The following is a 22,354-nucleotide window of genomic DNA, read 5'->3' on the forward strand; positions in this document are numbered from 1 at the left end:
GCCCCTGCACCGCCGTCCCGGTCCGGGCCGGGGTGATAATAGGAAGGGCGCGTTTTTCAACGCGCGTTTCACAGCCAAATACCTGCCGTTTCGGCACATGGAGGACGTTTTGACCTCGGTCAACCTTGGAATGCCAGCTGCACCGCCGCCCACTCTCGCGCCGCGACGCAAAACCCGTCAGATCAAAGTGGGATCGGTAGGAGTTGGCTCGGACTCGCCCATCAGCGTCCAGTCCATGACCACCACCCCCACCACGGACATCAACGCCACGCTGCAGCAGATTGCCGAACTCACGGCATCCGGCTGCGACATTGTCCGGGTGGCCTGCCCGAGCGCCGACGACGCCGCCGCGCTGCCGATCATCGCGAAGAAGTCGCAGATTCCGGTCATTGCGGATATCCACTTCCAGCCGAAGTACGTTTATGCGGCGATCGAAGCCGGCTGCGCCGGTGTCCGCGTGAACCCGGGCAATATCCGCAAGTTCGATGACCAGGTCAAGCAGATCGCCAAAGAGGCCAAGGATGCAGGCGTGTCCATCCGCATCGGCGTCAACGCCGGTTCGCTGGACCCGCGCCTGCTGGCCAAGTACGGCAAGGCCACGCCCGAGGCACTGGTGGAATCCGCCGTCTGGGAAGCGTCCCTGTTCGAGGAACACGACTTCCACGACTTCAAGATTTCGGTCAAGCACAATGACCCGGTGGTCATGGTCCGCGCCTACGAGCTGCTCGCTGAACGCGGCGACTGGCCCCTGCACCTGGGCGTCACGGAAGCCGGCCCCGCCTTCCAGGGCACCATCAAATCCGCCACCGCTTTTGGCGCACTGCTCTCCAAGGGCATCGGGGACACCATCCGCGTGTCCCTCTCCGCTCCGCCGGTGGAGGAGATCAAGGTGGGCAACCAGATTCTGCAGTCGCTGAACCTGCGCCCCCGCAAGCTGGAAATCGTGTCCTGCCCCTCCTGCGGCCGTGCCCAGGTGGACGTGTACACCCTCGCCGAAGAGGTCACCGCCGGCCTCGAAGGGATGACCATCCCGCTGCGCGTCGCCGTGATGGGCTGCGTAGTAAACGGACCGGGTGAGGCACGCGAAGCCGATCTGGGTGTAGCCTCCGGTAACGGCAAGGGACAGATTTTCGTCAAGGGCGAGGTCATCAAGACCGTCCCCGAAGACCAGATTGTGGAAACCCTTATCGAAGAAGCGATGAGGATCGCGGAAGAGATGGGGGAAACCGAAGGTGAGGATGCTGGGACGGGTGGCCCCATGGTTACCGTCAGCTAAGCCGACGAGCGATATCCGCAGCGCCGCCTCCAGTGCGGCGCTGCGGATCCTGCGCGACGAAGACACCGTTGCGCTGTGGGACCTGGCCGCCGCCGACCCGGTGGCCAATATTTTTATGCTCTCCCATTTGGAGACCGCCCGAACCGCAGCACCCACGGCTGCCGGCGGGAAGGTTGTCGGCGTGTTCGACGCCGGCACCCTGATCGGTGCCTGCTGGTTCGGCGTCAATGTGGTGCCTGTGGGCCTGGATGCCGAGACCGGACCCGAAGTAGGACGCTACCTTGCCCGGTCGAGGAACCGCTTCTCATCCATCTTCGGTCCCGCCGAGGCCGTCCTCTCGATCTGGTCCGAGCTGCGGCATTCCTCCGCAGAGCCCTTTGACGTGCGTCCGGACCAGCCGCTGCTGCAGATGACCAGGGCCTCCGATATTCCGCCGGCCCCGGGCCTGCGTCCGGCCCGCCCCGCCGAACTCGACGTCCTGCTTCCCGCCTGCACGGCCATGTTCGAGGAAGAAGTGGGCTACTCGCCGGTCTCGAACGGGGACAGGCACTACCGCCAGCGGGTGAAAGGCCTTATCGAGCGCAGCCAGTCCCTGCTGGACCTCGACGCCGCCGGGCACGTGGTTTTCAAAGCCGAACTGGGCACGGTATCCAGCCAGGCAGTGCAGGTGCAGGGCGTCTGGATGAACCCCGAATACCGCGGACAGGGCCTGAGCCGTTCCTACATGTCGGCAGTGGTGTCCGCAGCCCTCGACGTAGCCCCGGTCACCAGCCTCTACGTGAACTCCTACAACACACCCGCCCGCGCCACCTACGAGGCCGTCGGGTTTGAGCAGGTCGGGACGTTCGCCACCATCCTCTTCTGATCCCCGTTTCTGAAGCCCGTTCCTGAAGTCCGCCGCAGCCGGCCGGCGCTGTGTCGTTATCCTCACCTGTCCGGCCCCGGCAGCGGCACGCGCTAGATTAGTAGGGAATACATCCCCTGAAGATGCAGCCGTACAGCTGCAGAAACGGATTCCTCGCGTGGTCCTTCGACTCTCCACCCTTTTCCTGCGCACCCTGCGCGAAGACCCGGCCGACGCCGACGTCGCCAGCCACCGGCTCCTGGTCCGGGCCGGCTACATCCGCCGCGCTGCTCCGGGCATCTATTCCTGGCTCCCGCTGGGCCTGCGCGTGCTGGGCAAGGTCGAGACCATCATCCGCGAGGAAATGGCAGCGATCGGCGCCCAGGAAGTCCACTTCCCGGCCCTGCTGCCGCGCGAACCCTATGAAGCGACCAACCGGTGGACGGAATACGGCGACAACCTGTTCCGGCTGCAGGACCGCAAGGGCGCCGACTACCTGCTGGCCCCCACGCATGAGGAAATGTTCGCGCTGCTGGTCAAGGACCTGTACAGCTCCTACAAGGACCTGCCCGTCTCCCTGTTCCAGATCCAGAACAAGTACCGCGACGAAGCGCGCCCCCGCGCCGGCCTGCTCCGCGGCCGCGAATTCATCATGAAGGACTCCTACTCCTTCGACATTGACGACGAAGGCCTGGAAGCCAGCTACCAGGCGCACCGCGGCGCCTACCTGCGCATTTTCGAGCGCCTGGGCCTGGAGATCGTGGTAGTCTCCGCCGTCTCCGGCGCCATGGGCGGATCCAAGAGCGAGGAATTCCTGCACCCGACCCCGGTGGGTGAGGACACGTATGTCCGTTCCGCCGGCGGTTATGCTGCCAACGTGGAAGCGGTCACCACCGTTGTTCCGGCCGACATCGATTACGCCGGGGCGCCCGAAGCGAAGGTGGTGGACACCCCGGACACCCCCACCATCGAGACCCTCGTGGCGGACGTCAACGCCCGCTTCCCGCGCGCGGAGGGGGAGTGGACCGCTGCTGACACCCTCAAGAACGTGGTCCTGGCCGTGACCCTGCCGACCGGCGAACGCCGCGTCGTCGTCGTCGGCGTGCCCGGTGACCGTGCAGTGGACCTCAAGCGCATCGAAGCGAACATTGCCGCGCACGTGGAGATCGGCGGCGAGCTGGACGTCGAGGCAGCCACCGACGAAGACATCAGGAAGCACCCCGGCCTGGTCAAGGGCTACATCGGCCCGGGCCTGTCTGTGGAAGAGCGGCTGCTGGGCACCGAGTCCGCCACGGGCCTGCTCTACCTGGTGGATCCGCGCGTGGTCTCCGGCACCAGCTGGATCACCGGTGCCAACCAGCCCGGTAAGCACGTCATTGGCCTGGTGGCCGGCCGCGACTTCACCTGGGACGGCGTCATCGAGGCCGTGGAGGTCCGCGAAGGCGACGAAGCCCCGGACGGATCCGGAGCCCTTGAAGCTGCCCGCGGTATCGAGATGGGTCACATCTTCCAGCTCGGCCGCAAGTACGCCGAGGCCCTGGGCCTGAAGGTCCTGGACAAGAACGGCAAGCTGGTGACCGTCACCATGGGCTCCTACGGCGTGGGTGTTACCCGTGCCGTGGCCGCGCTGGCCGAGTCCAACCATGATGAGAAGGGCATTATCTGGCCCCGTTCCGTGGCTCCGGCGGACGTCCACGTGGTGGCCACCGGCCGCGGCGAGGAGATCTTCACTGCCGCTGCGGAGCTCTCCGAAGCGCTGGAGGCCGCCGGGCTGGAGGTTATCTACGATGACCGTCCCAAGGTCTCCCCGGGCGTGAAGTTCGGTGATGCCGAGCTCATCGGTGTTCCGACCATCCTGGTGGTTGGCCGCGGACTGGCTGACGGCGTGGTGGAGATCAAGGACCGCGCCACCGGTGTCGCCGAGAACGTGCCGGTGGCCGAAGCGGTGGAGTACGTGCGCCGCGCCGCCGCGCAGTAGCCTCGGGTGGTTTCCGGTCTCGAGGAAGTCACGCTTGCCACCATCGCGCTAGTGCTGGTGGCAGGCCTGGCCGCCGGCTGGGTTGATGCCGTAGTAGGCGGGGGAGGGCTGATCCAGCTCCCGGCCCTGCTGCTGGTACCGGGCATCAGTCCGGTCCAGGCGCTGGCGACAAACAAAATGGGGTCAGTGTTCGGCACCACCACCAGTGCGGTGACGTTCTACCGGCGCGCCCATCCGGACCTGCGGACAGCACTGCCCATGGCCGGCGTTGCCCTCGCCGGAAGCATGGGCGGCGCCGTGGTGGCGGCGTCGCTGCCGTCATCGGTCTTCAAGCCGATCATTGTGGCGGCTTTGGTGGCCGTAGCCATCTTCACCGCGACCAAGCCCACCGTGGGCGAACTGACGAAGCTCCGGCATTCCGGCCGCCGCCACTATGCGACGGCTGCCGGGATCGGGCTGGTGATTGGCTTTTACGACGGCATGATCGGGCCGGGCACCGGCTCCTTCCTGATCATTGCCATGGTTGCCCTGCTGGGCTACAACTTCCTCGCAGCCAGCGCCAAGGCCAAGATCGTCAACATGGCCACCAACATCGGAGCGCTGGCATTTTTCCTGCCGCACGGCTCCGTGCTGTGGGGCTTGGGACTGGTGCTTGGCCTGGCCAACATGGTGGGCGGCTACATTGGCGCCCGCATGGCAGTGACGCAGGGCAGCAGGTTCATCCGCGTGGTTTTCCTGATGGTGGTGGGCGCGCTGATCATCAAGCTCGGCCACGACGTGTGGGTGGAGAACTTCGGCGGGTGAGCCCGGTCTACCGTCCGGCCGGGCAACAGCCCGGCCGGACCCGCCTACGGCGCCGGCAGGTCCCGAACCGCCGGAAGGCCCGGATGGCGGCGGCCGGATAACGCCGAGGCCACCCACACGGAACGGGCGGCATCTGCCCTCAATCCGAGCCGGACATACTCGAGGGCGTTGGCGACCTCGCGCAGGATGCTCCAGTCCACCGCCGCACTCCGGTCCAGTCCGGCGGCTGCACAGAGCCCTTCCAACCGCGCCAGCAGGGCATCTTCGGGCGCCTCCGGGTCAAGATCCTGCAGACGGTTCCACAACATAGGCGCCACCGCATACTCCGGCTCGCCGAACACCGCCTGCGGGTCAATGGCGGCATAATCCCCGCCGGCACCCGGCCTGGCCAGCACATTGGCGTAGTGCAGGTCCGCATGCACCAGCACATCCGCGGCGGAGCGCCTGCCCACGGCACCGCGGGTCTGGCACACCTCAAGGGCGGCCTCCAGCAGCCAGCGCTCAAAGGGCCGGTCCAGGGCGTCCCAGTCGGCCGGCAGTTCATCGGACAGCTGCTCGGCCCGTTCAGCCAGTGACGGAATGGCGGCCCACTGCGGCGACTCGGTTTCCGGCAGGCTCAGCACCCGCACCAGCGAACCCCAAATGCGCACCGCCTCAGGCAGATCCACATCCAGCAGCGTCCGCTCCGGGTTCAGGCGTTCGAGCACCAGGCAGGTCCCCGCAGCGTCCTGGTCCAACAGCCGGACGGCGCCGCGGCCGTTCCACAGCTGCAGGGCAGCAGCCTCCGTCGCCGCCTCCGGATGCGGAAACGGGAGTTTGAGGACAGCCGGACTGCCGGCCGTGGAGAGTACGGGAAGCACCAGGGCGCCGTGCCCGTGCCACGCCTGCCCGCCGGCGGCTGGATCCGGCACCAGCCGGAAGGCGGCCAGCCCCGCCTCTACGCGGTCCGGCAGCTCCTGAAGCCACGTGCGCCCGGCCCTGCTTCCGAGATAACGCCGGCGCAGGGCATCAGGTACGACGACGGCCGGTGCCATATGCGCCTCCTGGCAGTTGGGGACGGGAAATCAGTTCCACGGCAGATCATCGGGCACTGCCGCCAGGCCCGGGGCGGCCGGAACGGCTTCCGCATCACGGTACAGGTCCGTGGAGACAGTGCCCAGCCGCGAGATGGCCCAGCCACGCAGCGCGCCCTCGGACAACGCCACCAGGTCAGCGTAGACGGAGGGCAGACGCTCTTCCAGCAGCGGCAGGGAACCTGCGGGATCCTGCAGGAAATCCCCGTCCAGGCGATAGGCTGCCACCGGCGCGACCACGGGCAGGCAGACATCGGCCAGGAAGGGTACCGCAGCCGTCCCGCCCGCTTCATGGGCCTGGGCCAGCCGGCGCCATTCCGCGCCGTATTCACCCGCCTGCGGGTCCTGTGCCAGCGCCACCTCATAGGCGTAGGCGGTGCCCAGTTCCGCGTCGATGACCGCGTTCAGTGCTGCCGCGGCGTCGACCTTCTGCGGTGCCGCCGCAACGGTGCCGGACCCGGCCTGGTCCGGACAGTCCTTCCCGGAACTGTCGGATCCGTTCAACGCCTTCGAAGCAGCAGTCCCTGCGCCGGCCGGGGCGGTGGACGTCCCGGTGAGGCCGGCATCCGGGCCTGCCTCGGGGACATCGAGGGCGTATAGGTCCGCCGTCCGCTCAGCCAGGACCTGCTGGGCTGCCCCGGTGGAGGCAAGCAGGCGTGCGGTGCCGGCATCGGCCCGCCAGGCCGAATGCAGGCTGGTCCGGGCCGACGCTGCGAGCTGACGGAGATAGCGTTCGGCGGCCTGTGTTTCCGCGTCCGGAGAATCCACTGCCTGGCGTCCCGCCGCCGGTTCGGAGGTGGCCCCGGAGGGAAACAGGGGTTCCTCGGTACTGGACCGGTGTCCGCCGCCCGTATCCCTGCCCGGACCGGCCAGCAGAGCGGCCTGTTCCCGCAGTACGTTCACCTGCCCTTCCAGCTCTGCCGCGGTGCGGCCGGACGCGCCCTCCGCCAGCACCCGGGCTTCAGCGGCCAGGCTGCGGGCCGAGGCGCGGGCCTCGGTGAGCGCGGTCTCCGAGAAGGTGCGGGGAGCATCCCGCGCGCCCGGGGTCCCGGCCACCATGCCGAAGCTGAGGATCACGGCCGTCAATGCGATAAACAACACAGCGCGGGCCAGGACGGCACCCGCCCGGGACCGGGTACGGGTGTGCCCCGGCTGGTTCACGGGGCGTTCGGCAGGCTTTTTCACAACACCTGATGATGTCACGAAGCCGCTCCGGTCTGCATCGATGCCTAACCGGTCGCGGAAAGTCGGTAGTCTAGGTATTACAACAACATCTAGTGGGAGGCAGCTATGGCGGTTCGGCCCAACCCCAAAAAAGACACGTCATCGGATTATCGGAAGAATGCGATGCGTGCGGAAGTAGCCGCAGAGACGCAGCGGCTCAAGACTTACCTGGCTCCCACGGTTCAGATGCAGGGCCTTTTCCTCGAAGACATCGAAATCAAGATGGCCGGTGCCCACCGCACGGTCCATGTTGTGGTGGATCTTCCGGAGGACCAGTCAGGCGGCGTGAGCCTGGACGCGATTTCCGTAGCGGCGCAGGCCGTTTCAGACGCGATGGACAATGACCCCCACGACGACGGCCGGCCCTACAGCCTTGAGGTTTCGTCCCCCGGGGTCTCCCGGCCCCTGACCGAGCCGCGCCACTGGCGCCGGAATGTCGGACGCATGGTCTCGGTCTCCGCAAGCCGCGGGGACGACATGATGGGCCGCATAGTTTCCGTCGATGACGACGGCGTGACGTTAATACCGGAAATCCCGGTCAAAAAAGGGATGAAGGCCAAGCAGGGGGACCCGGTCCACCTGCCGTTTGCCAACATCCGCAAGGGGCGCGTTGAAGTTGAATTCGCCCACCTTGAAGACGACCCGGCAGGCGAGGACGCCCCGGATGAAACCACAGCTGAGGAGGCCTAGATGGATATAGATATGAGTGCACTGAGGCTGCTGGAACGCGAACGGGAGATCCCCTTGGATCTGCTCATTCCGACCATTGAGCAGGCTCTGCTGGTTGCCTACCACAAGACCACCGGCGCGCAGGACACTGCACGCGCGGAACTGGACCGCAAGACCGGCCACGTGACCATTTGGGCCACGGAGGTCGACGACGACGGCACCGCCGTGGGGGAGTTCGATGACACCCCGGCCGGGTTTGGCCGCATTGCCGCCAGCACCGCCCGCCAGATCATCCTGCAGCGCCTGCGAGATGTGGAGGATGACAACATCCTCGGCGAGTTCAAGGGCCGCGAAGGGGAGCTGGTCTCAGGCCAGATCCAGCAGGGCAACAACCCGCACATGATCCAGGTCAACCTCGGATCAGTGGAGGCGCTCCTGCCGCCGCCCGAGCAGGTGCCGGGGGAGAAGTACACCCACGGTTCCCGCCTGCGTGCCTTTGTAGTGGATGTGCGCCGCGGCTTTAAGGGCCCGTCCATCACGCTCTCCCGCTCCCACCCGGGACTGGTACGCAAGCTGTTTGAACTGGAAGTTCCGGAGATCGCAGACGGCAGCGTGGAAATCGTGGCCCTGGCCCGTGAAGCCGGACACCGCACGAAGATTGCCGTCAAGGCAAACGTCCCCGGCATCAACGCCAAGGGTGCGTGCATCGGTGAGATGGGTTCGCGTGTGCGTGCCGTTATGAACGAGCTGCACGACGAGAAGATCGACATTGTCGACTTCAGCGAGGATCCGGCGACGTTTATTGCCAACTCGCTCTCGCCGTCGCGCGTTAACTCGGTGACCATCACGGACGAGGACATGCGTGCGGCGCGTGTGGTGGTCCCCGACTACCAGCTGTCTCTGGCCATCGGCAAGGAAGGCCAGAACGCACGTTTGGCCGCCAAGCTGACCGGATGGCGGATCGACATCGTTTCCGACGCCAAGGCCTCCTAGGCCGGCAGTGCCGGAAGCCGATGCGGCGCCGGGCAGGAAAGGCGCTAGAATGTATAAGGCCGGATCACTTTCCGCCGCTCAGGCACCGGCAGCCGCTTCGGCCGCTGCCCCGGAAACCGAGCAGCGCCGGCGCCCGCATGTTCCGCAGCGAACATGCATCGGGTGCAGGAAAAAAAGTGATCAGGCTGTTCTGCTGCGGCTGGCGCGTGTCAGCATGGAAGGCGTTTACGCCGTCCGTGTCGATGAACGTCGCCGCGTGTCTGGCAGGGGTGCCTGGTTGCATCCCGACCCAGCATGCCTGCGACTGGCAGTGAAACGATCGGCATTTCCCCGGGCCTTCAAGGGCCCGGCGGGAATAACGGACGTTGAACGGTGGTTCAAGGCCCTTGAGAACGTTCCGACCGGGAACGGCCTCGAAACCGTCCAACCTGAAAGCGGGTCAGAAATCTGATGGAAACCCGATGAGTACCCAGCGATGAGTGCTTTGTTGTGCTCTGTGATGGGCCCCGCTGTAACTGCAGTGGAAGCCCGCAGCAAATAGACGGTTCGTACCTGGCTCGGTGCGGACCGAGACAGGAGAAATGTGGCCAAGGTCCGCGTACACGAGCTTGCTAAAGAGCTCGGCATTACCTCAAAGGATGCAGTTGCAAAACTGCAGGAACTGGGCGAATTCGTCCGTTCCGCTTCCTCCACCATTGAGGCCCCGGTAGTAAAGAAACTTCGAGGCGCCTTCCCGGCGTCTGACAACAAGGCCGCCGCATCACCGGCGACCGATGCCAAGCCTGCCGCCGGCGATTCCACGCCGCGTCCGGCAGCATCTTCATCTCCCAAGCCCGGCAAGCCGGCTCCGGCAGCACCGGCCGCCGAGCAGGCAGCCGCTCCGGCAGCCCCTGCACCCGCAGCTCCGGCTCCGGCAGCACCCGCTCCCGCAGCGCCTGCCGCTGAAACGGCTGCACCGGCCGCACCCGCACCGGCTACGGAAACCCCTGCACCGGCAGCCGAGGCTGAGAAGCCCGCCTCGCAGGCACCCCGTCCCGGAAGCACACCGCGTCCCGGCGCCGGTGGTCCCCGTCCGGGCAACAACCCGTTTGCCACCTCCCAGGGAATGCCCCGGCCACGCGGCCGGGGTGAAGGCGAACGTGGAACCGGCGCACCGCGTCCGGGCAACAACCCGTTTGCCACCTCCCAGGGCATGCCGCGTCCGGGTGGACGCCGTGACGAGACCGAACGCCCGGGTACGCCCGGTGCCGCAGGCCCGCGTCCCGCTGCCGGTGCAGGTGGACCCCGTCCCGGTGCGCCGCGTCCGGGTGCACCGCGTCCCGGCGCACCCCGTCCGGGTGCACCGCGTCCGGGTGGCGCACCCCGTCCGGCCGGTGCCGGCGGAAACCGGCCTACGCCGGGCATGATGCCCAACCGCACCGAGCGTCCGGCAGCCCCGGGCCGTCCGGGTGCCGGTGGCGGACCCCGCCGCGGACCGGGCGGAGCCCCGGGTACCGGTGGCGGCGCACCCGTTGGCGGCGGCTTCGGCAAGGGCGGCCGCGGACGCGGCGGCACTGCCGGTGCTTTCGGCAAGGGCGGCGCAGGCCGTGGCAAGCAGCGCAAGTCGAAGCGGGCAAAGCGGCAGGAACTGGAGCAGATGTCAGCTCCGTCGCTGGGTGGCGTTTCGGTACCCCGCGGCGACGGCAACACTGTTGTCCGTCTGCGCCGCGGTGCGTCCATCACGGACTTCGCTGACAAGATTGAGGCAAACCCGGCTGCACTGGTGACCGTGCTCTTCCACCTCGGTGAAATGGCAACGGCCACCCAGTCCCTGGACGAGGAGACCTTCGGTGTCCTCGGCGAGGAGCTGGGCTACAAGATCCAGGTTGTTTCCCCCGAAGACGAAGAGCGCGAACTGCTGAGCAGCTTCGACATTGACTTCGAGGCCGAGCTGGAAGCCGAAGGCGACGACGAGCTTGAAGCACGTCCTCCGGTAGTCACCGTTATGGGTCACGTTGACCACGGTAAGACCCGCCTGCTGGACGCCATCCGCAACTCCAACGTTGTTGAGGGCGAACACGGCGGCATTACCCAGCACATCGGCGCCTACCAGATCGACTTCGATCACGAGGGCACCGAACGCGCCATCACCTTCATTGATACCCCGGGCCACGAGGCGTTCACCGCCATGCGTGCCCGTGGTGCCAAGGTCACCGACATTGCGGTCCTGGTTGTCGCAGCCGACGACGGCGTTATGCCGCAGACGGTGGAAGCACTGAACCACGCACAGGCAGCCAACGTGCCGATTGTGGTGGCAGTGAACAAGATCGATAAGGAAGGCGCCAACCCGGAGAAGGTCCGCGGCCAGCTGACCGAATACGGCCTGGTTCCCGAAGAATACGGTGGCGACACCATGTTCGTTGAGGTCTCTGCCCGCCAGAACCTGAACATCGACGCCCTGCTCGAGGCCGTTCTGCTGACCGCAGATGCTGCCCTGGACATGCGCGCCAACCCGGATAAGGATGCCCGCGGCATCGCGATCGAAGCGAACCTGGATAAGGGACGCGGCGCGGTGGCAACCGTGCTGGTCCAGTCCGGCACGCTGAAGGTCGGCGACACGATCGTGGCAGGCACGGCCCACGGCCGCGTCCGTGCCATGTTCGACGAGAACGGCGACAACGTCACCGAGGCAGGGCCTTCACGCCCGGTCCAGGTGCTCGGCCTGTCCAACGTTCCCCGTGCAGGCGACACCTTCTTCGTTACCGACGACGAGCGGACCGCCCGCCAGATCGCTGAAAAGCGTGAGGCAGCGGACCGCAACGCCGCCCTGGCCAAGCGCCGCAAGCGCATCAGCCTTGAAGACTTCGACAAGGCAGTGGCCGAGGGCAAGGTTGACACCCTCAACCTCATCCTCAAGGGTGACGTCTCCGGTGCCGTTGAAGCCCTGGAAGACTCGCTGCTCAAGATCGACGTCGGCGAAGGCGTGCAGCTGCGCGTCATCCACCGCGGCGTTGGTGCCATCACGCAGAACGACGTCAACCTGGCGACCGTGGACAACGCGATCATCATCGGCTTCAACGTCAAGCCGGCTGAGCGTGTTGCCGACCTGGCCGAGCGCGAAGGCGTGGACATGCGCTTCTACTCGGTCATCTACGCAGCCATCGATGACATTGAGCTCGCCCTCAAGGGCATGCTCAAGCCCGAGTACGAGGAAGTCCAGCTCGGCACCGCCGAGGTCCGCGAAGTCTTCCGTTCCTCCAAGTTCGGAAACATCGCCGGCTCGATCGTCCGCTCCGGTGTCATCCGCCGCAACGCCAAGGCGCGGGTTACCCGCGACGGCAAGCTCATCGGTGAGAACCTCACCGTGGACTCGCTCAAGCGCTTCAAGGATGACGCCACCGAGGTCCGGACGGACTTCGAATGTGGTATCGGTCTTGGCTCGTTCAACGACCTGCGCGAAGGTGACATCATCGAAACCTTCGAAATGCGCGAAAAGCCGCGCGTCTAACAACCGTGGCCGGGGCCGCCGGGAAACCGGCGGCCCCGTACCGGCCGGTTGTCCGGCCGTGGTGCGGCCCACCGCAAACGCACACAACGCCCGGCCTTCGCCGGCGCCGTTGTGCGCCCGATTGTTCTCAGGTAAGGAGAGGTAATGGCAGATCCAGCACGCGCTGCGAAACTCGCTGACCGAATCAAGGTAGTAGTTGCCCAGGCGCTCGAACGGCGGGTCAAGGATCCCCGGCTGGGCTTCGTCACCATCACCGATGCCCGGGTCACCAATGATCTGCAGCATGCCACGTTGTACTACACCGTTTTTGGCGATGAAGCACAGCAGGCTGACACGAAGGCCGCCCTGGAATCGGCGCGCGGAATCCTGCGTGCGGAGGTGGGCAAGAACATCACTGTCCGGCTGACGCCTACGCTCGAATTCGTGGCTGACGAGATTCCGGTCAACGCCGGGCACCTCGAGGAGCTCATCCGTGCGGCGAAGGAACGCGACGCCGAACTGGCGGCGCTGAAGGAAGGCGCCACGTACGCAGGCGACGCCGATCCGTACCGCAAGGATGAGGAAGACTTCGACGAGGATCTCGAGTCCGACGCTTCGGTGGACACCGAGTCAAAGTAGTTCCTGATGTCCCCGGCCCGCCCAGGCGCCGGGCCCAAAAGGGGTAGGAAACCGCTGACGGTTTCCTACCCCTTTTGGCGTTAAGCCGCTGAGCGTTTCCCCGCCGGCTGCGGCAGTGCCGGGCGCCCGGGGAGCCGGCCGAGCCCTTCGAGCAGTTCGGCCCGGTCCCCGCACAGTGCAATCCGGATCCAGCCTTCACCGATTGAGCCGAAGGCCGTCCCCGGTGCCACCGCCACTCCCTGCCGGTCCAGGAAACGCAGTGTCCAGTCCCGTACGTTTCCACCGGATACATGGGATACATCAGCCCAGAGGTAAAAAGCCCCCTCGGCCTGCAGATAATTGATTCCCTTTTCATCCAGCACCGTGCAGGCTGCGTCCCGGTTGGCGCGGTAGTGCGCGGACGCCTCCTCTACATAGTCCTGCGGGCCGGTAAGGGCAGCCAGCGCCGCGTACTGGGACGGGGAGGCGACACAGGAGACGATGGATTCCATAACGGTGTTCAGGACCGTCTCCATTCCGGCCGGAAGCACCAGGGCACCGATGCGCAGGCCGGTCAGACCGTACGTCTTGGACAGCGTCAGGGAAGTGATCACGCGTTCCCCGTCCACGCCGTCGAAAGCCAGCGGACTCACGTGCGGCACGTCGAAGGTGAATGCCTCGTAGCATTCGTCGGAAATGATCCACAGATCGTGCCGCCGGGCCAGATCAACCAGGTCCCGCGTCAGGTCGGCACTGAACACGGCGCCCAGGGGGTTGGAGGGGGAGTTGAGCAGGAGCACCCTCGTGCGCGGCGTCAAAAGCGCTTCAATGTCCTCAATGCGGGGCTGGAACCCGTGTTCGGGGTAGAGCGGATATTCCACGGGGACCGCGTGCAGCAGTGCGGCAGTCATGGCGAAGGTGGGATACCCCGGGTTGGGGACCAGGATCTCGTCCCCGGCGTCCAGCAGCACGCTCATGGCCAGATGCAGTCCCTGCTGGGCCCCGGAGGTGATGAAGACCCTGCCCGGGTCAACCTCCCGGCCAATGCCGGCACCTGTACGCTGCGCGAACGCCTGCCGCAGCGGCGCAATGCCGGCGTTGGGGGTGTATCCCGTTTCGTCGCGGTCCAGCGTGGCCCGCGCGGCATCCAGAATATGGCCCGGGGTAGGAAACCCCGGCTCGCCGATACTCAGCACAATGGAGTCCGGCCGGGCCCACGCCGCCTGGGTGATCTCCCGGATCTGGTTCGCCGGGACGCTTCGGACGTGAGGTGCAAGCTGTGCCATAGTCGAATGCTATCGCCGCTGCCCGAAAGCGTGCGTGCCCCGGAGGCAGTGCGTCGCAACATATACTGAAAGGCGTGAATTCAGGGCAGGTCCGTTCAGGACTGATTATTGTGGACAAGCCGCAGGGATGGACGAGCCACGATGTGGTCGGACGCCTGCGGAGGCTCGCCGGTACGCGGAAGGTCGGACACGCCGGCACCCTGGACCCGATGGCCACCGGAGTGCTGGTGGTCGGGATCAACAAGGCCACGCGCCTGCTGACCTATATAGTCGGCACCACCAAGACCTACGAGGCCACTATCCGGCTGGGTCAGTCCACGGTGACCGATGATGCCGAGGGGGACATCACTGCCGAAACCATTGCCGCAGCGGTGACCGATGAGGACATTCGGGCTGCCGTGCAGAACCTGACCGGCGACATTGAGCAGGTGCCCAGCAGCGTCAGCGCCATCAAGGTCAACGGTGAACGCTCCTACGCCAAGGTACGTGCCGGCGGCGAGGTTAACCTGCCGGCCAGGCCGGTCACCGTCTCGAGGTTCGAAATCCATGACATCCGCCGGGAGAACGGCGGCAAGCTGCGCGACGTCGATGTGACCGTGGAATGCTCCTCCGGCACCTACATCCGGGCCCTGGCCCGGGACCTGGGCGCGGAGCTGGGCGTCGGCGGGCACCTGACGGCACTGCGGCGCACCCGGGTGGGCCCGTTCGGCATCGAAGCGGCCTCCACGCTGGAGCAGCTGGCCGAAGAGCTGCGGGTCACGGACCTCGACGACGCCGCCGCGGACCTGTTCCCGGTCCGGCACCTCAGCGCCGCGGAGGCGGATGACCTCTCCCACGGCCGCCGGATCAGTGCCACCGGAAGCGGCGTGCCGGCACCGGTTGCCGCCATGGACCAGCAGGGCCACGTGGTGGGCCTGCTGGAAGACAAGGGTGACCATGCCAAGGCCCTGCTGGTGTTCGCCCCCGGAAACGAGAAAGCATAGATGGCCGTGGATCCGCTTTTTATTATTGGTTCCCTGGTCTGCCTGGTGTCGGTGGTGCTGTGCATCGGCGCGGCCATCCTGAAGCAGGGCCCGAATGACCTGACCATTCTCTCCGCGGCAGCCGTGGAACTGTTCCTGCTGGTCTATGGCGTTGTTTCGCTGGTCCGGCTTGCCGGCGGGCAGGGGATTGCCGGGGAGGCGTGGGAGTTCTGGGGCTACCTGCTGACGGCCATGGTTATTCCCGTGGGCGCAGTCTGGTGGTCACTGATGGACCGCAGCCGCTGGAGCAACATAGTGCTCTCGGCTGTGGGGGTCACCGTATTTGTCATGCTGTTCCGCATGGAGCAGATCTGGGATGGAGTAAACCTGCTATGAACCGCAACACCGGATCCCGGAAGATCACCGGACTCCCCGACGGGGAGAACCCGGAGCCCGCAGCACGCAACGCCGGGCCGGGACGCCTGCTGGTTGCCGTGTATGCGATTTTCGCGCTGGCTGCCAGTGCACGGGCCGCCTTCCAGATCGCCACCAAGTTTGACCATGCCCCGCTGGCCTACCTGCTCTCGGCCTTCGCGGCAGCGGTCTACATTGTGGCGACGGTAGGCCTGGCCCGCTCCGGTCCCACCGCCTACAAGGTGTCGGTTGTTGCCGTAGGGGTGGAAATGGCGGGCGTGCTCGCCGTCGGATTCCTGGGCCTGTTCGATCCCTCCGCGCTGCCGGACGATACCGTCTGGTCCGGGTTCGGCAGCGGGTACGGGTATGTTCCGCTGGTGCTTCCCGCAATCGGTCTCTGGTGGCTCTACCGGCACCGGAGCGACGCCCGGCACTAGGGATAAGCATGCTTACCTGATTGGTGCGGCGGCGTGAGACGATGGCAGGAACAAGCAGCAGTGCCGATTTCGTCAGGGGAAGCCATGAGCAACGCAGCGCCAACGCCCGGAGAAACGCCACGGGAAACACCACCCGGCCGTCAGACCCCGCAGGACGGCGGCAGGGGAGCCGCACGGCCGCAGTCCCGGGACGCGGTAGCCGCAGGCAGCCGCACGGACTCGGAGCCGGGCGGAACCGCAAGCCAGGGGTCTGCGCCCGCCCGCCCCTCCAAGGGTGGCGGGCAAAGCCGTACACGCACCAAGGCAGCCAAGCCCTACAAAACCAGCGATGACTGGGGTGTGTTCCGGACGGTGGTCATCGGCGTCGGTGTCCTGGTGGCCGGGTTCGGTCTCTACAACCTGATTACCGGAACGGCCGGACTGCCGGACGGCAGCGGGGGAGAGGTCAACCCCACACTGGAAAGCCAGTTCCGGTTCTTCTCCGCCATGATGGTGGGTGTGGGCGCCGCATTTGTCGCCATTGCCGTGAAATTCCAGTGGGCCAACATGCTGTGGCTGGTCTGCCTGATGGTTTTCCTGGGCGGCATCGGCCGGGTACTGTCCTGGGCGTTCTCCGGCACACCGCACTTCACCTTCATTGTGCTCATGATCGTTGAACTCGCCTTCCCGCCGGCGCTGCTCGTCTGGCACCGATTCATAGCCAAGACCAGCGAACTGCGCCGCGAATACAGCGGGCAGGGACCCCCGGAAACCGGGGGCTCCGAGCCCGGAGCCGCCGGCGGTGCCCGCTGACCGGCATTGATCGGACATAATGGATAGGTCCCGGCGCGGCCAACGCCCCGGTGGCTGAACCGGCCGTTGGACCGGCACTGGAGAATTCTGAAGGAGCCTGTGTGTACTACTGGAATGACCTGGCGGAGGTACCGGCCGGCATTGGTCCGACAGTAATCACCATCGGAAACTTCGACGGCGTGCACCTGGGTCACCAGCATGTCCTGGCCCGGCTGGTGAAAGCTGCCCGCGAGCAGGACGCCGCGGCGGTAGCCATTTCCTTTGACCCGCACCCCGCCCAGGTCCACCGTCCGGATACCGCCCCGGAACTGATCATGGGCACAGTGGACCGGGTCCAGGCGCTGGCGGACACCGGCCTGGACGGACTGCTGATGATGCACTACAGCCTCGACCTGGCCGCGCTCACTGCCGAAGAATTTGTCCGCACGGTCCTGGTGGACGCCCTGCACGTCAAAACCGTGGTCATAGGCCATGACGTCCGGTTCGGCCGGGGCAACGCCGGAGACCTGGAGACCATGCGCGAACTGGGCCGGGAACTCGGCTTTGGCGTGGAGGCCGTGGATGATTTCGGCGCCCTGCCGGACGGGCCGGAGTCCGGCCGGCGCTGCTCCTCCACCTGGATCCGCGAAGCCCTCCGCGAAGGGGACGTCAGGACTGCCGCCCGCCTGCTGGGCCGCACGCACCGGATGCGCGGAGAAGTGGTGCACGGTGCAGCCCGCGGCCGGGAACTGGGTTTCCCCACAGCCAACCTTGCCACCGATGCCTCCGGGCTGATCCCGGCAGACGGGATTTACGCAGGCTGGCTGGTGGACGAGTCCGGGGCCCGCTGGCCCGCAGCTGTGTCCGTCGGATCCAACCCGACGTTTGAGGGCGTAAGCCGGCAGGTTGAAGCGCACGTTATCGACCGCCCCGCGGAGCAGGTTGAGGACTTTGATCTGTACGGCCAGCATGTAGTGGTGGAATTCGTGGAGCGGCTGCGCGGCATGGTGGCCTACACCGGACCGGAGGCCCTGGTGGAGCAGATGCGTCTGGACGTGGAACGCACCCGCAGCGTCCTTTCGACAGAAAGCGGCATGGCCGGGTAAACTGGATTCAAATTCGGCTGCGGTCCGTGGCGGCTGAATTTCTTTGTGTCTGAGGACGTGAGTCCGAGGAACACGAAGATTCCCGGCAGCGAAGTGCTGACTCGGGCCTCACGGCACAACTCTAGGAGTTACATTGGCACTCGATCCCGCCGTCAAGCAGGAGATCATCCGGGAATTCGCTCGGGCTGAAGGGGACACCGGTTCCCCCGAGGTTCAGGTTGCTGTGCTTTCACGGCGCATCCTCGACCTGACCGAGCACCTGAAGACCCACAAGCATGACCACCACACCCGCCGCGGCCTGATGGCCATGGTTGGTCGCCGTCGTCGTATGCTGACCTACCTGCGCGAGACCGACATCGCCCGCTACCGTGCGCTCATCGAGCGCCTCGGCCTGCGTCGATAGTCTTTGTGGAAGGCGGCACCTGTGCATCCGCACGGGGAGCCGCCTTTTGCGCAGGCAGGCATGGACACCGGGAAAGCCGGAAGCGCACCTGTCTGAATCGCGAACGGTCCCTGCAGTACAGCTGCGGGGACCCGCAAAGAAGTACCTAAGCAGTAAGCAGTAAGCAGTACAGCAAAACACCATAGGAGTCAGCCAGCATCGCAGCATTCGCGGTCCTCGGTAGTGGTCTCCGGGAGATATCCGCCCGTGGACCTCGATCGAAGACCGGGTGTTGAACGTACGGCCCATGCCGTGCGGAAGGAAGTTTTGAAACGATGCTGGGTGCCTCCGCCCACAGAAGAAACGGAGGTGGCTCTCATATGGAGGGTCCCGAAATTCAGTTCTCAGAAGCCGTCATTGACAACGGCAAATACGGCAAGCGCGTCATCCGGTTCGAAACCGGCCGCCTTGCCCAGCAGGCAGCCGGCGCGGCAATGGTCTACATCGACGAAGACACCGCACTGCTCTCGGCTACGTCCGCCGGCAAGTCCCCGCGTGAAGGCTTTGACTTCTTCCCGCTGACCGTGGACGTCGAGGAGCGTATGTACGCTGCCGGCCGCATCCCGGGCTCGTTCTTCCGCCGCGAAGGCCGTCCGTCCACCGAAGCCATCCTGGCCTGCCGCCTGATGGACCGCCCGCTGCGCCCCGCCTTCGTCAAGGGCCTGCGCAACGAGGTCCAGGTAGTCGTCACCGTCCTGGCAATCAACCCGGACGTGCTCTACGACGTCGTCGCGATCAACGCTTCGTCCATGTCCACCCAGCTGAGCGGCCTGCCGTTCTCCGGCCCGATCGGCGGCGTCCGCGTTGCCCTGGTCGACGGCCAGTGGGTTGCCTTCCCGAAGCACTCCGAACTGGAGCGCGCCGTCTTCTCCATGGTGGTTGCCGGCCGCATTGCCGGTGACGACGTCGCCATCATGATGGTCGAGGCCGAAGCCACCGACAACGCCTGGAACCTCATCAAGGACGAGGGCGCCACCGCCCCGACCGAAGAGATCGTTGCTGAAGGCCTTGAAGCGGCGAAGCCGTTCATCAAGGTCCTGTGCGACGCCCAGTCGGACCTGGCAGCACGCGCCGCCAAGCCCACCGTCGAGTTCCCGATCTTCCTGGACTACCAGGATGACGTGTACGAGGCCGTTGAAGCCGCAGCCGCAGCCAAGCTGGCCCAGGTCTTCTCCATTGCCGACAAGCAGGAGCGCGACGCCGCAGCCGACGTCCTCAAGGACGAAGTCAAGGCCGAGCTGGCCGAGAAGTTCGAAGGCCGCGAAGGCGAAATCTCCGCTGCCTTCCGTTCCGTCACCAAGCAGGTTGTGCGCCAGCGCATCCTCAAGGAGCAGGTACGCATCGACGGCCGCGGCCTGACGGACATCCGCCAGCTCACCGCCGAGGTTGAGGTTCTGCCCCGCGTGCACGGCTCGGCAATCTTCGAGCGCGGCGAAACCCAGATCCTGGGCGTCACCACGCTGAACATGCTGAAGATGGAACAGCAGATCGACTCGCTGTCCCCGGTGACGCGCAAGCGCTACATGCACAACTACAACTTCCCGCCGTACTCCACCGGTGAGACCGGCCGCGTGGGTTCGCCCAAGCGCCGCGAAATCGGCCACGGTGCCCTCGCCGAGCGCGCCCTGGTTCCGGTGCTGCCTTCGCGTGAAGAGTTCCCGTACGCCATCCGCCAGGTCTCCGAAGCCCTGAGCTCCAACGGCTCCACCTCCATGGGTTCGGTCTGCGCCTCGACGCTGTCCATGCTTAATGCCGGTGTCCCGCTGCGCGCTCCGGTTGCCGGTATCGCCATGGGCCTGGTCTCCGACCAGGTTGACGGCGAAACCCGTTACGCCGCCCTGACCGACATCCTCGGCGCCGAAGATGCCTTCGGCGACATGGACTTCAAGGTTGCCGGTACCTCCGAGTTCGTCACGGCCATCCAGCTGGACACCAAGCTCGACGGTATCCCCGCCTCCGTGCTGGCAGCAGCGCTGAAGCAGGCCCGCGAAGCACGCCTGCACATCCTGGATGTTATGCAGGCCGCCATTGACGCTCCGGACGAACTCTCCGAGTTCGCTCCGCGCATCATCTCGGTGAAGATCCCCGTGGACAAGATCGGCGAGGTCATTGGCCCGAAGGGCAAGATGATCAACCAGATCCAGGAGGACACCGGCGCTGACATCTCCATCGAAGATGACGGCACCGTCCTCATCGGTGCAACCGACGGCGGCTCCGCCGAGGCTGCCCGCTCGGCGATCAACGCGATCGCCAACCCGCAGGTCCCCGAGATCGGCGAGCGTTACCTCGGTACGGTAGTGAAGACCACCACGTTCGGTGCCTTCGTCTCCCTGACCCCGGGCAAGGACGGCCTCCTGCACATCTCCGAGCTGCGTAAGCTCGCCGGTGGCAAGCGCGTGGACAACGTCGACGACGTTGTCTCCGTGGGCCAGAAGGTCCAGGTGGAAATCACCAAGATTGATGACCGCGGAAAGCTTTCGCTCTCCCCGGTGGTTGCCGATGACGCCGAAGGCGCCGAGGCAGCAGAAACCGAGTCTGCAGAGTAAATGCCGGACTTTTCCGATGGAAACCGTCCCGTGACTCCTTCTTCGAAGGAGCACGGGACGGTTGTCCAGCTTCCGCTGACCACCCTGCCCTCCGACCCGACCCTGGTGGTCGGCACTCCGGGAGGCGCCGTTGTGCGCCGATCGGTGCTGCCCGGCGGTGTCCGGGTCCTGACGGAGGAAATGCCGGGCCAGCGCAGCACGGCCATCGGATTCTGGGTTGGTGTCGGCTCGCGGGATGAAGCCGCGGGCCGGCACGGCTCCACACACTTCCTTGAACACCTGCTGTTCAAGGGCACCACGCGTCGTTCGGCGATGGATATCGCCTCGGCTTTTGACGAAGTGGGCGGCGAGTCCAACGCCGCGACTGCCAAGGAAAGCACCTGCTACTACGCACGCGTGCTGGACACTGATCTGCCCATGGCCATCGACGTTATTACCGACATGGTCACCTCCGCGGTCCTGGATCCCGAAGAGCTGGAGCAGGAACGCGACGTCATTCTTGAAGAGATCGCTATGGACAATGACGATCCGGCTGATCTCTGCCACGAAAAGTTCTCCGAGGCCGTGCTGGGGGATCACCCCCTGGGACGCCCCATCGGCGGCACCCCGGAAGCGATCCGCAGCGTCTCGCGCGAGGCCGTCCTGGACCACTACCGGCGTTATTACCGGCCGGACGAGCTGGTGATCACCGCCGCGGGCGGCCTGAACCATGACCAGGTCTGCGACCTCGTCCTGCAGGCACTCCGCACGGCCGGATGGGAACTGGACCCGGCCGCCACCCCCTCGCCGCGGCGCAACACCGAACCGGCGCAGATCTCGGGCACCGCAGGTGTGCACGTGTTCAACCGGCCGGTGGAGCAGGCCAACATTGTGATGGGCTGCCCATCCCTGACCGCCACCGATGACCGCCGCTTTGCCATGAGCGTGCTGAACACCATTCTGGGCGGTGGTATGTCATCCCGCCTGTTCCAGGAGATCCGCGAAAAGCGCGGCCTGGTGTATTCCACGTACTCCTTCTCGGCGTCGTACGCGGACGCCGGCTACTTCGGCATGTATGCCGGCTGCTCGCCCGCCAAGACCCGCCAGGTCATCGACCTGCTGGGCAGCGAGCTCGAACGGCTCGCTGCCGACGGCGTGGAACCGGGCGAACTGGCCAAGGCACTGGGCCAGATTTCCGGTGGCATGGTGCTGGGCCTGGAGGACTCCGGCTCGCGGATGTCCCGGCTGGGCCGCGCCGAGCTGGTGAGCGGGGAGTTCATCGACATTGATGAGTCGCTGCGCCGGATCCAGTCCGTGACTGCTGAGCAGGTTCAGGCCCTGGCCGCCGAGCTGGCCGCTGCACCCCGGACCATCACCGTGGTGGGCCCGTTCGAGTCTGCGGCGGAACTGGGCTTCTAACTCTCCTGCAGGAGGCACACCCGGAGCCAGGCGCTCCCGGGTGTGCC

At 66.0% G+C, this 22,354-nt stretch carries 20 protein-coding genes; 17 read left to right on the forward strand and 3 right to left on the reverse strand.

Going from position 1 to position 22,354, the window contains the following annotated elements; genetic code table 11:
* The first annotated feature begins 109 nt into the window (after positions 1–109).
* The 4 genes from ispG to MUK71_RS05900 all read left to right on the forward strand — a co-directional run bounded on the left by ispG (position 110) and on the right by MUK71_RS05900 (position 4,902).
* Entirely contained in the window at positions 110–1,276 is a 1,167-nt protein-coding gene (gene ispG / locus MUK71_RS05885; protein WP_227904399.1) for a flavodoxin-dependent (E)-4-hydroxy-3-methylbut-2-enyl-diphosphate synthase, read from the forward strand.
* Positions 1,251–2,141, forward strand: coding sequence for a GNAT family N-acetyltransferase (locus tag MUK71_RS05890; protein ID WP_341482041.1), 891 nt, complete (start codon positions 1,251–1,253; stop codon positions 2,139–2,141). Before ispG ends, MUK71_RS05890 begins: the two co-directional genes overlap by 26 nt.
* Before the next feature lie 157 nt (positions 2,142–2,298).
* Entirely contained in the window at positions 2,299–4,098 is a 1,800-nt protein-coding gene (locus MUK71_RS05895; RefSeq protein WP_227928991.1) for a proline--tRNA ligase, read from the forward strand.
* A 6-nt stretch (positions 4,099–4,104) separates the two neighbouring features.
* Positions 4,105–4,902, forward strand: a complete 798-nt coding sequence (locus MUK71_RS05900) for a sulfite exporter TauE/SafE family protein (protein WP_227928992.1) — start codon at positions 4,105–4,107, stop codon at positions 4,900–4,902.
* Between the two features lie 44 nt (positions 4,903–4,946).
* On the opposite strand, the gene MUK71_RS05905 is transcribed toward MUK71_RS05900, so the two are convergent.
* Together MUK71_RS05905 and MUK71_RS05910 are read right to left on the reverse strand one after the other, a co-directional pair.
* Positions 4,947–5,936 carry an aminoglycoside phosphotransferase family protein gene (locus MUK71_RS05905; protein WP_227928993.1) on the reverse strand — a complete coding sequence of 330 codons (990 nt, stop codon included), beginning with the start codon at positions 5,934–5,936 and terminating at the stop codon, positions 4,947–4,949.
* Positions 5,937–5,966: 30 nt separating this feature from the next.
* Positions 5,967–7,160, reverse strand: a complete 1,194-nt coding sequence (locus MUK71_RS05910) for a DUF4439 domain-containing protein (RefSeq protein ID WP_227928994.1) — start codon at positions 7,158–7,160, stop codon at positions 5,967–5,969.
* 105 nt (positions 7,161–7,265) lie between these two features.
* Here MUK71_RS05910 and rimP point away from each other — a divergent pair, with 105 nt between their 5' ends.
* The 5 genes from rimP to rbfA all read left to right on the forward strand — a co-directional run bounded on the left by rimP (position 7,266) and on the right by rbfA (position 12,966).
* The gene (gene rimP, locus MUK71_RS05915) at positions 7,266–7,889 is read left to right on the forward strand and encodes a ribosome maturation factor RimP (RefSeq protein ID WP_423724618.1); all 624 of its coding nucleotides are present in this window, start codon (positions 7,266–7,268) and stop codon (positions 7,887–7,889) included.
* Positions 7,890–8,861, forward strand: coding sequence for a transcription termination factor NusA (nusA, locus tag MUK71_RS05920; RefSeq protein ID WP_227904405.1), 972 nt, complete (start codon positions 7,890–7,892; stop codon positions 8,859–8,861). It begins immediately after the preceding gene.
* A gap of 49 nt (positions 8,862–8,910) precedes the next feature.
* Complete coding sequence (locus MUK71_RS05925) at positions 8,911–9,312, forward strand: YlxR family protein (RefSeq protein WP_227904406.1); 402 nt, start codon at positions 8,911–8,913, stop codon at positions 9,310–9,312.
* 132 nt (positions 9,313–9,444) lie between these two features.
* The gene (gene infB / locus MUK71_RS05930) at positions 9,445–12,348 is read left to right on the forward strand and encodes a translation initiation factor IF-2 (protein ID WP_227928996.1); all 2,904 of its coding nucleotides are present in this window, start codon (positions 9,445–9,447) and stop codon (positions 12,346–12,348) included.
* Between the two features lie 144 nt (positions 12,349–12,492).
* Positions 12,493–12,966 (forward strand): 30S ribosome-binding factor RbfA, encoded by a 474-nt coding sequence (rbfA, locus tag MUK71_RS05935; RefSeq protein ID WP_227904408.1) that lies wholly within the window; start codon positions 12,493–12,495, stop codon positions 12,964–12,966.
* Positions 12,967–13,046: 80 nt separating this feature from the next.
* On the opposite strand, the gene MUK71_RS05940 is transcribed toward rbfA, so the two are convergent.
* Complete coding sequence (locus MUK71_RS05940; protein WP_227928997.1) at positions 13,047–14,231, reverse strand: pyridoxal phosphate-dependent aminotransferase; 1,185 nt, start codon at positions 14,229–14,231, stop codon at positions 13,047–13,049.
* Between the two features lie 74 nt (positions 14,232–14,305).
* Between MUK71_RS05940 and truB the strand changes: the two genes are divergently transcribed.
* The 8 genes from truB to MUK71_RS05980 all read left to right on the forward strand — a co-directional run bounded on the left by truB (position 14,306) and on the right by MUK71_RS05980 (position 22,307).
* Positions 14,306–15,214 (forward strand): tRNA pseudouridine(55) synthase TruB, encoded by a 909-nt coding sequence (gene truB / locus MUK71_RS05945; RefSeq protein ID WP_227928998.1) that lies wholly within the window; start codon positions 14,306–14,308, stop codon positions 15,212–15,214.
* Positions 15,215–15,589, forward strand: coding sequence for a hypothetical protein (locus MUK71_RS05950; RefSeq protein WP_227904411.1), 375 nt, complete (start codon positions 15,215–15,217; stop codon positions 15,587–15,589). It abuts the gene before it with no gap.
* Positions 15,586–16,044 carry a hypothetical protein gene (locus tag MUK71_RS05955; RefSeq protein WP_227928999.1) on the forward strand — a complete coding sequence of 153 codons (459 nt, stop codon included), beginning with the start codon at positions 15,586–15,588 and terminating at the stop codon, positions 16,042–16,044. Before MUK71_RS05950 ends, MUK71_RS05955 begins: the two co-directional genes overlap by 4 nt.
* 84 nt (positions 16,045–16,128) lie before the next feature.
* Complete coding sequence (locus tag MUK71_RS05960) at positions 16,129–16,836, forward strand: DUF4345 domain-containing protein (RefSeq protein ID WP_227929000.1); 708 nt, start codon at positions 16,129–16,131, stop codon at positions 16,834–16,836.
* Between the two features lie 101 nt (positions 16,837–16,937).
* The gene (locus MUK71_RS05965) at positions 16,938–17,921 is read left to right on the forward strand and encodes a bifunctional riboflavin kinase/FAD synthetase (protein ID WP_227929001.1); all 984 of its coding nucleotides are present in this window, start codon (positions 16,938–16,940) and stop codon (positions 17,919–17,921) included.
* Between the two features lie 133 nt (positions 17,922–18,054).
* Positions 18,055–18,324 (forward strand): 30S ribosomal protein S15, encoded by a 270-nt coding sequence (rpsO, locus tag MUK71_RS05970; protein WP_227904415.1) that lies wholly within the window; start codon positions 18,055–18,057, stop codon positions 18,322–18,324.
* Between the two features lie 359 nt (positions 18,325–18,683).
* Positions 18,684–20,909 carry a polyribonucleotide nucleotidyltransferase gene (locus MUK71_RS05975; RefSeq protein ID WP_227904416.1) on the forward strand — a complete coding sequence of 742 codons (2,226 nt, stop codon included), beginning with the start codon at positions 18,684–18,686 and terminating at the stop codon, positions 20,907–20,909.
* On the forward strand, positions 20,910–22,307 hold the full coding sequence (locus MUK71_RS05980; protein WP_423723769.1) for a M16 family metallopeptidase: 1,398 nt from the start codon (positions 20,910–20,912) through the stop codon (positions 22,305–22,307).
* Positions 22,308–22,354 lie beyond the last annotated feature (47 nt).

Source organism: Arthrobacter zhangbolii, assembly GCF_022869865.1.
GTDB lineage: Bacteria > Actinomycetota > Actinomycetes > Actinomycetales > Micrococcaceae > Arthrobacter_B > Arthrobacter_B zhangbolii.